This window comes from Streptomyces sp. NPDC058051 (assembly GCF_042885475.1).
Lineage (GTDB): Bacteria > Actinomycetota > Actinomycetes > Streptomycetales > Streptomycetaceae > Streptomyces.
Window position 1 is genome coordinate 77123 of record NZ_JBHVRW010000009.1, and the last position, 14085, is coordinate 91207.

The following is a 14085-nucleotide window of genomic DNA, read 5'->3' on the forward strand; positions in this document are numbered from 1 at the left end:
ACAGGTAACTTCCCCTTCAGTACCTGCCAGAACCCGCCGTCCAGCCCTCATGGAGCCGCGTGATGCCCGAAGCCGTGATCGTCTCTGCTGCCCGTTCCCCCATCGGCCGGGCCTTCAAGGGGTCGCTGAAGGACCTGCGCGCGGACGACCTGACCGCCACGATCATCCAGACCGCGCTGGCCAAGGTGCCCGAGCTGGATCCGAAGGACATCGACGACCTGATGCTCGGCTGCGGTCTCCCGGGCGGCGAGCAGGGCAACAACCTGGGCCGGATCATCGCCGTGCACATGGGCATGGACCACCTTCCGGGCTGTACGGTCACCCGCTACTGCTCGTCCTCCCTCCAGACCAGCCGGATGGCGCTGCACGCCATCAAGGCGGGCGAGGGCGACGTGTTCATCTCGGCCGGTGTCGAGATGGTGTCCCGTTTCGTGAAGGGGAACTCCGACAGCCTGCCGGACACGCACAACCCGCTGTTCGCCGACGCCGAGGCCCGCACGGCGGCCCGCGCCGAGCAGGAGGGTGCGGACTGGCACGACCCGCGCGAGGACGGCCTGGTCCCGGACGCGTACATCGCGATGGGGCAGACCGCGGAGAACCTGGCCCGGCTCAAGGGCATCACCCGCCAGGACATGGACGAGTTCGGCGTCCGCTCGCAGAACCTCGCCGAGGAAGCCCTCAAGAACGGCTTCTGGGAGCGCGAGATCACCCCGGTCACCACGCCGGACGGCACGGTCGTCGCGAAGGACGACGGCCCGCGTGCGGGCGTCACCCTGGAGGGCGTGCAGGGCCTGAAGCCGGTCTTCCGCCCCGACGGGCTGGTCACCGCGGGCAACTGCTGCCCGCTCAACGACGGCGCCGCCGCACTCGTGATCATGTCCGACACCAAGGCGCGCGAGCTGGGCCTGACCCCGCTGGCCCGGATCGTCTCGACCGGTGTCTCCGGCCTCTCCCCCGAGATCATGGGATACGGGCCGGTGGAGGCCAGCAGGCAGGCGCTGAAGCGCGCCGGGCTGACCGTCGACGACATCGACCTGGCCGAGATCAACGAGGCGTTCGCCGCCCAGGTGATCCCCTCCTACCGCGACCTCGGCCTGCCTCTGGAGAAGGTCAACGTCAACGGTGGCGCCATCGCCGTCGGCCACCCCTTCGGCATGACCGGCGCCCGGATCACCGGCACGCTGATCAACAGCCTGCAGTTCCACGACAAGCAGTTCGGCCTGGAGACCATGTGCGTGGGCGGCGGCCAGGGAATGGCGATGGTCATCGAGCGGCTGAGCTGAGCTGGAGTGGGGGGTAGGGGTTGCCTGAGGCACGAAGGCGACGCCTGCACCCCACGGAAGCGAAGCGAACGCGACCCCACACACGGAACCAGCCATCGCCGCCGCCCGGGAGCCGGGCGGCGGCGATGGCTGGTTCCGAGCCCCGTCCGTGACCGAATCTCCCCCAGGATGTGACCTATCTCCCCCGGAAGAGACATTCCCGCAGGTCACACCAGCAACCGACCTAAACCCCAGGCACAAAGACCTGTCCAATTCGTGACGTAATGCACTGACACCGGGCGCAGGCACAGTTCAAGCTGAGGTAGGAAGTCGGGGAATCGATTGAAAACGGGAGTATGTGAGTGAGCGCCATGCCTCTTGCCTTGATGCTGACCACCGCCGCCGCCACGGTCGTCGGTGCTGCCGCTCTGCACGCTGCTCACGGGCTGCGCAAGCAGATCACGGCCCTTCGTACGGAGCTGGCCGCGGCCCGTGTCCAGGGTGCCGTCGTGCCCGCACAGAGCCGCCACGACACGCTCCCGGCCGCCGAGATACGCGCGGCCGTGGCCGAGGCGCTCGCCGAGGAGCGGGAGCGCGAGCTCGCCGAGGCCCGCGCCTTCTGGGCCACCCAGGAGGCGCGCGACGCCGCCGACGCCCCGTCCCTGCTGGGCGGACTGACCGGGATCAGCGAGGACGCGCCGTTCTTCCTGCCGCGCCAGGCCGACTTCGCGGGCCTTGAGGCGATGGACCTCGATGCCACCGAGGCGCTCGAAGAACTGACCGAACTGACCGAACTGGCCGAGCTGACGGAGCTGGCCGAGCTGACGGACGTGACCGAGCTGCCCGAGACGGCGGAGTTCGCCGAGGACTCCCCCGAGCTGGCCGCGGCCCGTCGCCGCCACCCCTCGCACCCCGACTTCGTACCGGTGCAGACCCCGGTCGTCACCGACCACGAGCGCACCGTGAACCGGCTCGAAGAGCTCGCCGAAAGCCGTACGGAACTCGCCGATGTGCGCCCCGGCCCGCTCGGCACCCTCGATGTCTACGTCTTCGCCGACGGCACCACGCTCTGTATGACCCCCGGCCACCGTGAGACCGCCGAGCGTCTCGCCGAGTCGCTGCTCGCGGGTGAGCACCCGGTGCTGCTGGGCGGCTCCGGCGTCTCCGGCGCGTACGCCCTGACCTTCTCCTGCGGCGCGGAGAACGTCTACATACTCGCCGACCGCGTCATCGCCTCGTTCTAGCCCCCGGGGCACTCGGGCACAGCGGCTCTCGCCGGCCGCCGCCCCCGGGCCACCGCCCCGCCCGCCGCTACGCGAACGCGCGCGCAGCGGCCTCCTTCACGAATTGCACGGCCTCGTCCAGCTCAGCCGACGGGGCCGTTTCCAGTGCCACCGCCAGGTCGCGGCCCGCCACGGCGAGCTGGTCGCCGACGGCGAAGATCCCGGCGTCCGGCATCACCCGTGGCTCCTTGTCCGGCGCCTCGACGCGCTGGGCCCGCAGAGCCATTTCCCTGGCCGTGGCCAGGCCCTCGGCAGCCGCTCCACGCTGGAGACGGCTCTGGGAGGCGGCGCGCAGCCGGTCGGCGAATCGGTCCACGGCGGTGATCAGCGGGGTCGTATCGAGCACTCCGCGACCCTACGCGCTCCCCCGGGACAGCCGCCAACGGACCGGTGCGGGCCGCCGACGGACCGGTGCGGGCCGCCAACGGACCGGTGCGGTGTCCGGGTACACGCAGGACGCGATGCCCGGGCACACGCAAGAACGGAACGGCCCGCAGGTGGCGGGCCGTTCCGTTCTTCATGGGGTGTCGCTCCCCCGCGGTGCGATCTGTCAGTCGTCGCCGCTGAGGATGGAGAGCAGACGCAGCATCTCCAGGTAGATCCACACCAGGGTCATGGTGAGGCCGAAGGCCGCCAGCCAGGACTCCTCGCGCGGGGCGCCGAACGCGATGCCGTCCTCGACCTGCTTGAAGTCCAGGGCCAGGAAGCACGCGCCGAGAAGGATCCCGATGACTCCGAAGAGAATGCCGAGACCACCGCTGCGGAAGCCCAGGCCGTCACCGCCGCCGAAGGCGGCGAACAGCAGGTTGACCACCATCAGGAGCATGAAGCCCATGGCGGCGGCCATCACGAAGCCGTAGAAGCGACGGGTGACGCGGATCCAGCGCATCTTGTACGCGAAAAGCACACCGGCGAAGACACACATGGTGCCCAACACCGCCTGCATCACGACGCCCGGCCCGATGTACGTGCTCACCGCGCTGGAGATCACTCCGAGGAAGACACCCTCGAAGGCCGCGTACGAGACGATCAGCGCCGGGACCGGCCTGCGCTTGAAGGACTGAACGAGCGACAGGACGAACGCCACCAGGGCGGCGCCGATCGCGATGCCGTAGGACTTGCCGAGGTTGGCCTCGTCGACCGGCAGCAGCGCCCAGGCGAGAGCCGCGCCGAGCACCACGGTGCCCAGCGTGATCGCGGTACGCGTGACGACGTCGTCGATCGTCATCGCGCCGGTGCGCGCGGGCGCCTGCGGGGCGCCGTACTGGGTGTCCTGCTGTGCGTAGGGATTGGTGGCGTACGGATTGGCGGCGGTGCCCTGCGCATACGGGTTGGCACCCGCGGCGGGGGCCCCGGCCTGCGGGGCCGCGTTGAAGCCCGCGTATCCGTTGTCGCGGCTGAAGCCCCGTCGCGAGAAGACCGGGTTGCTGCTCCTCATCTCACTCCTCCATGGCCACCCTGCGTGGCCTTCCCACAAGAGTAATGGGTAGGCAAAACAATCAGGCTAGTGCTTGGGGAGGATCTTTACGGACATCCACACCGGATCCTGCACCCAGCACGGTACGGAGAACGCTCACCGGCCACGGCCGACTCCCCCACCGGCCGCCGCCGGGCCCACAGCAGCAGAGCATCCGGTCCGCCGCGACGTCCCTCACAGGCGCGCGGCCCTCCAAGGACGGCGTTCGGCCGTTCGAGGACGGCGCGCGACCAGGGCAGCCACGGGCCGGGGCTCGTCATGGCGGCCCTGTCCGTTTGTGTTCCGGATGACAGCGGCACAACGCCGTTCGGGTGCGCCATCTCAGCGTGGCCACGGTGTGGTCGGGCAGGGAGAGGATCTCGCCTGCGCCAGGCCGTCCCCGCCGTCGGATCATGCGCGCTGTGTGGTGCCCGGAACCGGACTCGAACCGGTACGCCCCCGAGGGGCAGCGAGGTTTAAGCTCGCCGTGTCTGCATTCCACCATCCGGGCCTGGCGCGCGGCTCCGCGTTGGCACATGACCCTATCCGGGGGCTTCCTCCGATCAGCGGATCAGTAGCGCGATGTTGTCTTATTTTATTGACCGTTTGAGGGGTCGTCAGCATGCGCGTGAGGGCATCGTCACATGCCTGGGCGGGGTAGCGGGCGCGGCGACCGGTAATCCGGATTGACGTAAAGTCGCCGCACCCGGACGGCGCATTCGCCAGGCGCGCGCCGGGTTCGCCAGGCGCGCGCCACCCTTCTAGGCGACGGTGTCGTTGACGCACCGCAGGACCGGACGCGTTCCGAGCGCTTCCGGGTCCGCGAGAACCGCGCCCTCGACCAGGAACACGACGCTCTCCCCGGGCAGCAGAGTGACGAGCATGTCGTCCGCCTCGGCCGCCGGATCCAGCCGGTCGGGGAAGAGCGCGAGGTCCCGCAGAAGGGTGCGGGCGGTCACCGTCACGCGGTATCCGGGCGCCGCGTCCCCGTTCTGCGCCACCGTCACGTCGTAGCGGGCCGGCGGGAGTGCGAGGCGGGTGTCCTCGTCGTAGAACTCGACCGTCCTCGTTCCGCCGAGGCGCGCGACCAGGAGTTCGCGGGTCCGGTCGCCCGGTGCGGCGACGGAGGGCGGCAGCGGTACCCGGGTGACCGCCCGCGCGTCGGTGCTCACCGCCACCTCCTCCTCGGCCAGCACCGTGCCGTCCAGTCCGTGCCGGGTCAGCCGCAGCGTGCCCGCCCAGGGGGTGGGGGCGTCGTTGACGAGGTGTACGGCCCCGTCGCGGACCACGATCAGGCGGTCCGCGTAGGCGGCCCGCAGCGCGTACCAGAGCGGTTTGCGGCGGCCGTCGCCGTCGACGGCGGACCAGGAGACGACCGGCCAGCAGTCGTTGAGCTGCCAGACGACGGTGCCCATGCAGTACGGGGTGTGCGAGCGGAAGTGCCGGATGCCGAAGGCGACGGCGCGGGCCTGGTTGAGCTGGGTGAGCCAGTGCCAGTCGTCGAAGTCCCCGCCGGGCTGCGGCAGGTGGTCGCCGAGGCCCCGGAGCAGTTTGGCGTTGCCGTCCTCGGCCTTCTGGTGGTGGGCCAGGAGCGGGGCGTCGGGCGTGAGCGGGCCGCTGACGGCGCGGCGCAGGGTGGCGTACGCGGGCGGTCCCTGGAAGCCGAACTCGGCGACGAAGCGCGGCACCCGGTCCGCGTAGGCGCGGTAATCGGCCCGGTTCCACACGTCCCAGATGTGGAGGGTGCCGCGAGCCGGGTCCTGCGGGTGGACGTCCGGGGAACCGGAGTAGGGCGATCCGGGCCAGTAGGGGCGGGTGGGGTCGGTCTCGGCGCAGAGGGCGGGGAGCAGTTCGTGGTAGTAGCCGTGCCCCCAGGTGCGGTCACCGAGCTCCTTCTGCCAGCCCCAGTCGGCGTGGCCCTCCAGGTTCTCGTTGTTGCCGCACCACAGGACCAGGGAGGGGTGCGGGGCGAGGCGGGTGACGTTCTCGCGGGCCTCGGCCGCCACCTCGTCCCACAGGGGCTGTTCCTCCGGGTAGGCGGCGCAGGCGAACGGGAAGTCCTGCCAGACCAGCAGGCCCTTCTCGTCGGCCAGTTCGTAGAAGTCGTCGCTCTCGTACAGGCCGCCGCCCCAGACCCGGATCAGGTTGACTCCGGCGGCGATCGCCTGGTCGAGGCGGTCGGAGACGCGCTGCCGGGTGAGGCGGGCCGGGAAGCAGTCGTCGGGGATCCAGTTGACGCCGCGTACGAAGACGGGTTCGTCGTTGACGTCGATCCGGAACGCCTCGCGTTCCAGGGTGACGCGGCGGAAACCGGTCGTGCCCTGCCAGGTGTGGTCGCCGAGCCGGACGGTGACGTCGTACAGCGGCTGCTTCCCGTGGCTGTGCGGCCACCAGGGTTCGGCGCGCGGGACGGGGAGGGTGGTGGTGGCGTGGTCCTGGCCGGCGGGCACGGTGAGTGCGGCCCGTTCGCCGGCCACCTCCACGACGGCGGTCAGCTCTTCGGGGCCGGACCGTTCGACGTCGAGGGTGGCGGTGAGCCGCGGCACCCCGTCGTCGGCGAGGTCGGCGAGCAGTTTCACCGAGGCGATCCGCGTCCCGGTCCATGTCTGGAGGGCGACCGGCCGCCAGATGCCGGAGGTGACCAGCGTCGGCCCCCAGTCCCAGCCGAAGTTGCACGCCATCTTGCGGATGAAGGCGTACGGCTCCGTGTACGCGCCGGGCCGGTCGCCGAGCCGGTCGCGCAGCTCCTCGGCGTAGGCGTACGGGGCGGTGAACCGTACGTCGAGGGTGTTGGCGCCGTCCCGGAGCAGCGGCCGGACGGCGAAGCGGTGGCTGCGGTGCTGGTTGGCGGTGCGGCCGACCTCGGTGCCGTTGAGCAGGACGGTGGCGACGGTGTCGAGGCCGTCGAAGCACAGGTCGGCGTGGTCGTGTCCGTCGGGGGTCCAGTCGAAGGTGGTGCGGTACGTCCAGTCGGTGCGGCCGATCCAGCCGAGCCGGGTCTCGTTGTCGTCGAGGTACGGGTCGTCGATGAGTCCGGCGGCGAGCAGGTCGGTGTGGACGCAGCCGGGCACGGTGGCCGGGACGCCTCCCGCGGGGAGTCCGAGGGGTACGGGGCCGTCGGCGGTGAGCGTCCAGCCGTCGTGCAGGGGCAGGGTGCGAAGGGTCACGCGGAGATCCTTCCGCTTGCGCAGTCGGGAAGCTGGGCGCAGGCCACGAAGTGGTCCGGCTCGGTCTCGTACAGATCGGTGTCCTGGTGCCCGGCCGCGTGGAAGGCGCAGCGCTCCAGCGGTTCGGGCTCGGTCCAGGGGGTGTTCAGCCGGGGCACGGCGGCGAGGAGGGTGCGGGTGTACGGGTGCAGCGGGTTGCCGAAGACCTTCCGGGTGTCGCCGCGTTCGACGACGCGGCCGCGCCGCAGCACCACGGTCCGCTCGGCGAGGTAGGTGCCGAGCGCGAGGTCGTGCGTGATGTAGAGGACGCCGAGGCCGCGTTCCTTGAGCCCGGCCAGGAGGTTGAGGACGTCGATCCGGGTGGAGGCGTCGAGCATGCTGGTGATCTCGTCGGCGACCAGGAAGCTCAGGTCGAGCAGGAGGGCGCGGGCGATGAGCAGCCGTTGCAGCTGGCCGCCGCTGAGCTGGTGCGGGTAGCGGCCGAGCACCTGTCCGGGGTCCAGGCGTACGTCGCGTACCGCCTTCTCGACGCGGTCGGCCCACTCCTTGTCGCCCACGCCCGGGTGGTAGGCGCGGCGGACGAGGGCGAAGACGCGGTCGGCCCTGAAGACGGGGTTGTAGCAGGAGAAGGGGTCCTGGAAGACGCCCTGGACCCGGCGGTAGAAGTCCTTGCCGGGGCGGACCGTCTTCCCGTCGAGGGTGAGGCGGCCGTCGCTGACACCGGTGAGGCCGAGGATCATCCGGCCGATGGTGGATTTGCCGCTGCCGCTCTCGCCGATGAGGGAGACGACCTCGCCGGGCGCGGCGGTGAAGGACACCCGGTCGACGGCGGTGAAGGAGCCGCCGCCGAAGGATCCGGACCGGTAGGTCTTGGTGACGTGGTCGAGGGTCAGCATCAGGCCTTCCAGCATGCGACGGAGTGACGGGGGGCGATCTCGACGAGCGGGGGTTCCTCGGCGCACCGGCGGTCGGCGACCGGGCAGCGGTCGCGGAAGCGGCAGCCGGCCGGGGGGTTCAGCAGGGAGGGCGGGGCGCCGTTGATGCCCTTGAGCGGCTTGTCCGCGTACCGGGCGCCGATCTCCGGGATGGAGCCGAGCAGCAGCTTGGTGTACGGGTGGCGGGGTGCGGTCGTCAGGACCTTCGTGGGTGCCTTCTCGGCCGGTTTCCCCGCGTACATGACCATGATGGAGTCGGCGATGTGCGAGGCGAGTCCGAGGTCGTGGGTCACGAAGATCATGCTGGTGACCAGGCCCTTGTCCCGCAGCCCGGTGAGCGCGCCGACGACGGCCCGCTGGGTGGAGACGTCGAGGGCGGAGGTCACCTCGTCGGCGATGAGGACGGCCGGGTCGAGGAGGGTGGAGATCACCATGACGGCGCGCTGTTTCATGCCGCCGGACAGCTCGATGGGGTAGCGGTCCAGGATGTCGTGGTCCAGGCCCACCAGGTCGAGGCGGCGGTGCAGTTCCGCGGTGTCGATGGCGGCACCGCGCGAGGCGAGGAGTTCGCGGATCATGCGTCCGACGCGCCGGGTCGGGTTGAGGGCGCTCATGGAGTACTGCGGTACGAGCGAGATCCGGTGGAAGCGGAAGGCGTTCATCGCGCGGTCGTCGGAGAGCGGCAGCTCGTCGCCGTCGAGGGTGACGGTGCCGCCCGCGTGCCGCATCCGGCCGTCCAGCCGGATCAGCGACTTGCCGAGCGTCGACTTGCCGCAGCCGGACTCGCCCGCCAGGCCCAGGATCTCCCCGTCGGCCAGGTCGAATCCGACACCGTCCAGGGCGCGGACCTCGCCGCGCAGGGTGCGGTAGTGGACGCGTAGATCGGTCACGGTCAGGGTCATCTGCCTAGGCCTCCCGGAGCTTCGGGTTGAACACTTCGTCGAGACCGACGTTGGCGACGTACAGCCCGCCGACGATCGCGGTGATCCCCGCGCCCGGTGGAACGAACCACCACCACAGGCCCAGTTGGAGTGCGCTCCACTGCTGGGCGCTCTGCAGCATCAGACCGAGCGAGACGCCCTCGGTGGGTCCGAGCCCGATGAAGTCGAGGGAGGAGGCGATCAGGACGGAGCCGCCGAAGAGCAGGATGAACGTCATGAAGAGGTACGAGCTCATGTTGGGCGCGATCTCGCGGAAGACGATCCGCCAGGTGCCGCTGCCGCTGAGCCGGGCCAGGTCCACGAACTCCCGGGTGCGCAGCGAGAAGGTCTGCGCGCGGATCGCGCGCGCCGCCCAGGGCCAGGAGGTGAGCCCGATGAACAGGCCCTGTGCGGGCACCGATCGGACCCCGAGGTAGGCGTTGATGATCAGCAGGACGGCGAGGGCCGGCAGGACCAGCACGACGTTGGTGAGCATGTTGAGGATCTCGTCGACGACGCCGCCGCGGTAGCCGGCCAGGAAGCCGACGAGCATCGCGATGACAGCGGCGATGACCCCGCCGACGACGCCGACCAGGAAGGTGGCGCGCAGCCCGTGCACGAACTGGGCGTACACGTCCTGGCCGAAGGTGGTGGTGCCCATCCAGTACGTGCCGTCCGGCGGTGCGGCCTGCGGGCCCACGTACTCGTTGGGGTCGGCGCCGCCGAGCAGCGGCGGGCCGATCAGTCCGACGGCCAGGAACAGCGCGACGACCGTGAAGCCGATGAGGAGTTTGGGGTTGCGTACGGCGTAGTGGAGTGTCTCCCGGGCGGGGCGGACCGCGGTGGCCGAGGCGGGGTCGGCGGTCGTGGTGGGGCCGGGGTCGGCGGCCGGTTCGGGCGCGGTGCTCATGACTGGCCTCCTGCCATGCCGGTGCGGGTACGGGGGTCGACGACGACGTACACGATGTCGATGAGGAAGTTGGCGACCAGTACGCCGATGACGATGAACAGGAACGCGCCCTGGAGCAGGAAGAAGTCCTGGTTCTGGATCGCGGCCAGGATCAGCGAACCGAGCCCGGGATAGGCGAAGACGATCTCGGTGACGAGGGCCCCGGCGACCAGGACGCCGAGCTGGAGGGCGAGGCCGGTGATCTGGGGCAGTACGGCGTTGCGGAAGGCGTAGCGGCGGATGAGGCGCTGCGGTGCGCCGAGGGCCGACAGGTACGACGCGTAGTCGGACTCCAGCTCGTAGATGATCATGTTGCGCATGCCGATCGCCCAGCCGCCGAGCGAGACCAGGAAGAGGGAGAGGAACGGCATCACCCAGTGCCGCAGCAGGTCCAGGGCGAAGTCGATGCTGTAGCTGGGCTGCATGTTCAGGCTGTAGCCGCCCGAGAGGGGGAACCAGCCGGCCTTGGATCCGAGCGCCCAGGCGAGGATGACGGCGATCCACATGTACGGCATCGCGGTCAGCAGGTATCCGGCCGGGAGCACGGTGTTGTCGAGCACCTTGCGGCGGGCGGCCAGCGCGCCGGCCCAGTTGCCGACGAACCAGCTGAGCAGCACGGCCGGGATCATCAGTCCCAGGGTGTACGGGAGCGCGTCGAGCAGGACGTCGGCGACGGGCTTGGGGAAGACCCAGATGGACAGCCCGAAGTCGCCCTGGAACAGCGCGCCCCAGAAGTGCAGGTACTGCTGCCACACGGGTTCGTCGAAGCCGAACAGATCGTTGTAGTAGGAGCGCATCGCCTCGACGGCCTCGGGCTGTGAGACCCGGGCGCGGGCCACCATGGCGGCGACCGGGTCGCCGGGCATGAAGCGCGGGATCATCCAGTTGACGGTGACGGCGACGACGAAGGTCAGTGCGTAGATCAGAAGTTTTCGGGCGAAGTAGCGGCGCAAGGGGACTCCCCGGAAAGAGCCCCGCCGTGCGAGCGGCGGTCAGGACGCGCGGGCACGGCGGGGCGGTCGTGGAAGGGCCGAATCAGCGGGCCGACCGTGGAGGGGCCGAATCAGCGGGCCGACCGTGGAGGGGCCGATTCAGCGGGCCGACTGCGGAACTGCCGGGTCACTTGGCGGGCTTGAGCCGGGTGAGCGTTTCGAAGCCGCCCATCTCCAGCCAGTTGCGCCACAGCGCGGGTGCGTACTTGGGCGCACCCGCGGCGTCCGACGGCCAGTTCGTCCAGGTCCCGGTGGTGGACTGCGCCCACAGGCCGTTGTACCAGAGCGGGATGACCGGCATCTCGTCGAGCTGGATGTCCTGGATCCTGGAGATGACCTTCTTCATGCCCTCGGTGTCGTCGGTCTTCACCCCGCCGAGTTCCTGCACGAGCTTCCAGGCGTCCTCGTTCTCGTACCGCCCGAAGTTCACCGTGTTCTGCTGCTTCTGCACCGGCAGCTGGAATATGTACTCGTAGTACGTCCACGGGGTGTTGGACAGTTGGCGTTCGTTGTTGATGACGAGGTCGAAATCGCCCTTGCCGCGCTGCTCGTTGAGGGCGTTCTGGTCGGGGAACTCGGTGGTGATGTCGATGCCGGCGGCCTTGCCGGACGCGGCGATGACCTTGGCCGCCTCCATCCAGTCGGTCCAGCCGGTGGGCACCGCCAGCTTGAGGCGGAGCTTCGAGCCGTCCTTGTTCTCCACGAGGCCGTCGCCGTCGGTGTCCTTGTACCCGGCGCCGGAGAGGATCCGCTTGGCCTCGGCGGTGTCGAAGGAGAAGCCCTTCCGGGCCACCAGGTCCTGGTCGACGAACTGGTTCCACTGGGGGAGCAGACCGGTCGGGTCGGCGGGCTTGACCAGGTCCCCGTACACCCCCTTGACGATCTTCCCGATGTCGACGGACGTGGCGAGCGCCTTGCGGAAGGCCGCGTCGTCCATCGGCTTCTTCTTGGTGTTGGGCACCAGCCAGGCGGTGTTGGCGGAGAGCATGTAGGGCGGCTTGTCGTAGTACGAGACGACCTTCTTGCTCTTGATCAGCGAGGAGGCGCCCGGCAGGAAGTTGTTGCTCAGGTCCAGCTGGCCCTGGCCCAGTTGGCCGATGACGACCTCGTTGCTGGGGTTCGAGACGTCGACGATGTAGCGGGGCGCGGGCTTCATGCCGAGCTCCTTGACGCCCCACCAGTCGTCGCGCCGCTGCCAGATGACCCGGTCCTGGGTGTGGCTCTTGAGGGTGTACGCGCCGGAGCCGACCGGCTTGTCGTTGACGCCGTCGAGGATCTCCTTCTCGGCGCGCCCGCTCCAGATGTGTTTCGGGACGATCGGCTGCCCGTAGAGGGTGTAGTCCCACTCCTGGTAGCGGGCCTGCTTGAAGGTGAAGCGGACGGTCGTGGTGTCCACCGCCTTTGCACCGGCCAGCCAGTCCCACAGGGTGTGGAAGGACGACGCCTCGATCTTGCCGAGCCCGTAGGAGTACGCGACGTCCTCGGCGGTGAGTGGCTTGCCGTCGGACCAGGTGATGCCCGGACGCAGCTTGAGCTCGTACGTCCGGTCGTCGGTCCAGCTGCCCGACGCGGCCAGCCAGGGCGTCAGCTTGCCCGCGTCGGGGTCGAAGTGGAACAGCGTCTCGTAGACCAGCCCCTTGGTTCCGGTCGCGTGGTCCCAGTTGTGCAGTGGGTTGTAGTTGGCCGGCGGCCCCCACTGTGTGCCGGTCGTGTAAAGCGTCTCGTTGCGCGGAAGCGCTCCGCCGCCGCCGGCACCACCCGAGCCGCCCGCCGAGGAGCCGCCCCCCGTGCACGCGGTGGCGGCGAGTCCGATCACGGCGAGCGTGGTCGCGATCCGTCCCCGGAATCCCGAGCCCATCGTCCCTCCTTCTCCCCGCCGTCCCTGCCGAGCGGAGTCACTGAACCGGATAAGTGCTCGGAAGTTACGGCCGGAGCGAGACCCTGTCAATAGGACGGGAGCGCTCCCATTTTCTTTGCTGCCAAGGGGAGTTGATCGATCACTGCCTTTCGCGGCGTGGCCGCCGGGAGGGAGTGGGGAGATTAGGATGAGCACAGAAGAGGAACCGGTTAAGTGAGGTCATATGCCCAAACACCGCCCCACGATCGCCGACATCGCACGGCGCGCCGGGGTATCCAAGGTCGCGGTGTCGTACGCGTTGAACGACCGGCCGGGGGTCTCCCCGGCGACCCGCGCCTCGATCAAGGCCATCGCGCAGGAGATCGGCTGGCGGCCCAACAGCGCGGCCCGCGCCCTCACCCGTGCGCGGGCCGACGCGGTCGGCCTCGCCCTGTGCCGGCCCGCCCGGCTGCTGGGGATGGAACCCTTCTTCATGGAGCTGATCAGCGGCATCGAGAGCGAGCTCTCGACGCGCGACTGCGCCCTGCTGCTCCAGGTCGTCTCCGATCCGGCTCAGGAGCTGGAGGTCTACCGGAGGTGGTGGGGCGAGGGCCGGGTGGACGGCGTGTTCCTGGCCGACCTGCGCGTCCCCGACCCCCGGATCGAGGGCGTCGCCGAGCTGGGCCTGCCGGCCGTGGCGATCGGTCACCCCTCGGCGGCCGGCCCGCTCACGCCCGTGTGGTCGGACGACAGCGCGGCGGTCCGGGACACCCTCGCGTATCTGACCGCGCTGGGCCACCGGTCGATCGCCCGGGTCGCGGGTCTGCCCGACCTGATCCACACCCGCCTGCGCGACCGGGCCCAGGCCGAGGTCTGCGCCGAACTCGGCCTCGGTGAACCGGTGGTCCTCCACACGGACTACTCCGGCGAGGACGGGGCGCATGCGACGCGGCGGCTGATCAGCTCCCCGCAGCGGCCCACCGCGGTCGTCTACGACAACGACATCATGGCCGTGGCCGGCCTCTCGGTCGCCCAGGAGATGGGGCTCGACGTGCCCGGCGACCTCTCCCTGGTCGCCTGGGACGACTCGCAGCTCTCGCGGGTGGTGCGTCCGCCGCTGACCGCGCTGAGCCGGGACATCCCGGCGTACGGCGGCCATGCCGCGCGCACCCTGCTGGCCCTGGTCACGGATGGCACGGCGGCCGGATTCGAGGACTCCGCGGCCCGCCTGGTCCCGCGCGGATCGACGGCCGCGCCGCGCTGAGGCACCCCCGAGGGCCGCGC

11 protein-coding genes and 1 tRNA gene are annotated in these 14085 nt (G+C 70.2%); 3 read left to right on the top strand and 9 right to left on the bottom strand.

Going from position 1 to position 14085, the window contains the following annotated elements; translation table 11 throughout:
* Nucleotides 1–62 precede the first annotated feature (62 nt).
* Complete coding sequence (locus ACFVUT_RS16600) at nt 63–1283, top strand: acetyl-CoA C-acetyltransferase (RefSeq protein ID WP_389649081.1); 1221 nt, start codon at nt 63–65, stop codon at nt 1281–1283.
* Nucleotides 1284–1648: 365 nt separating this feature from the next.
* Nucleotides 1649–2506: a hypothetical protein gene (locus tag ACFVUT_RS16605; RefSeq protein WP_389649291.1), complete on the top strand. Its 858-nt coding sequence runs from the start codon at nt 1649–1651 to the stop codon at nt 2504–2506.
* 67 nt (nt 2507–2573) lie between these two features.
* Here the strand turns inward: ACFVUT_RS16605 and ACFVUT_RS16610 are convergent, their stop codons facing one another.
* The 9 genes from ACFVUT_RS16610 to ACFVUT_RS16650 form a co-directional block, all read right to left on the bottom strand.
* Nucleotides 2574–2891, bottom strand: coding sequence for a hypothetical protein (locus ACFVUT_RS16610; RefSeq protein WP_389649078.1), 318 nt, complete (start codon nt 2889–2891; stop codon nt 2574–2576).
* A gap of 204 nt (nt 2892–3095) precedes the next feature.
* Nucleotides 3096–3983 carry a Bax inhibitor-1/YccA family protein gene (locus ACFVUT_RS16615; RefSeq protein WP_389649076.1) on the bottom strand — a complete coding sequence of 296 codons (888 nt, stop codon included), beginning with the start codon at nt 3981–3983 and terminating at the stop codon, nt 3096–3098.
* Nucleotides 3984–4426: 443 nt separating this feature from the next.
* A tRNA-Leu gene (locus ACFVUT_RS16620) sits at nt 4427–4512 on the bottom strand.
* A gap of 250 nt (nt 4513–4762) precedes the next feature.
* Nucleotides 4763–7168, bottom strand: coding sequence for a glycoside hydrolase family 2 protein (locus tag ACFVUT_RS16625; protein ID WP_389649073.1), 2406 nt, complete (start codon nt 7166–7168; stop codon nt 4763–4765).
* Entirely contained in the window at nt 7165–8079 is a 915-nt protein-coding gene (locus ACFVUT_RS16630; RefSeq protein ID WP_389649070.1) for an ATP-binding cassette domain-containing protein, read from the bottom strand. The genes ACFVUT_RS16625 and ACFVUT_RS16630 overlap by 4 nt, the downstream gene beginning before the upstream one ends.
* Nucleotides 8064–9005 carry an ABC transporter ATP-binding protein gene (locus ACFVUT_RS16635; protein WP_389649067.1) on the bottom strand — a complete coding sequence of 314 codons (942 nt, stop codon included), beginning with the start codon at nt 9003–9005 and terminating at the stop codon, nt 8064–8066. The genes ACFVUT_RS16630 and ACFVUT_RS16635 overlap by 16 nt, the downstream gene beginning before the upstream one ends.
* 4 nt (nt 9006–9009) lie before the next feature.
* Nucleotides 9010–9933 carry an ABC transporter permease gene (locus ACFVUT_RS16640; protein WP_389649064.1) on the bottom strand — a complete coding sequence of 308 codons (924 nt, stop codon included), beginning with the start codon at nt 9931–9933 and terminating at the stop codon, nt 9010–9012.
* Complete coding sequence (locus ACFVUT_RS16645) at nt 9930–10925, bottom strand: ABC transporter permease (RefSeq protein WP_389649061.1); 996 nt, start codon at nt 10923–10925, stop codon at nt 9930–9932. The genes ACFVUT_RS16640 and ACFVUT_RS16645 overlap by 4 nt, the downstream gene beginning before the upstream one ends.
* Nucleotides 10926–11091: 166 nt before the next feature.
* Nucleotides 11092–12822 carry an ABC transporter substrate-binding protein gene (locus ACFVUT_RS16650; RefSeq protein WP_389649058.1) on the bottom strand — a complete coding sequence of 577 codons (1731 nt, stop codon included), beginning with the start codon at nt 12820–12822 and terminating at the stop codon, nt 11092–11094.
* A gap of 223 nt (nt 12823–13045) precedes the next feature.
* On the opposite strand from ACFVUT_RS16650, the gene ACFVUT_RS16655 reads away from it, so the two are divergent.
* The gene (locus ACFVUT_RS16655) at nt 13046–14065 is read left to right on the top strand and encodes a LacI family DNA-binding transcriptional regulator (protein WP_389649055.1); all 1020 of its coding nucleotides are present in this window, start codon (nt 13046–13048) and stop codon (nt 14063–14065) included.
* Nucleotides 14066–14085 lie beyond the last annotated feature (20 nt).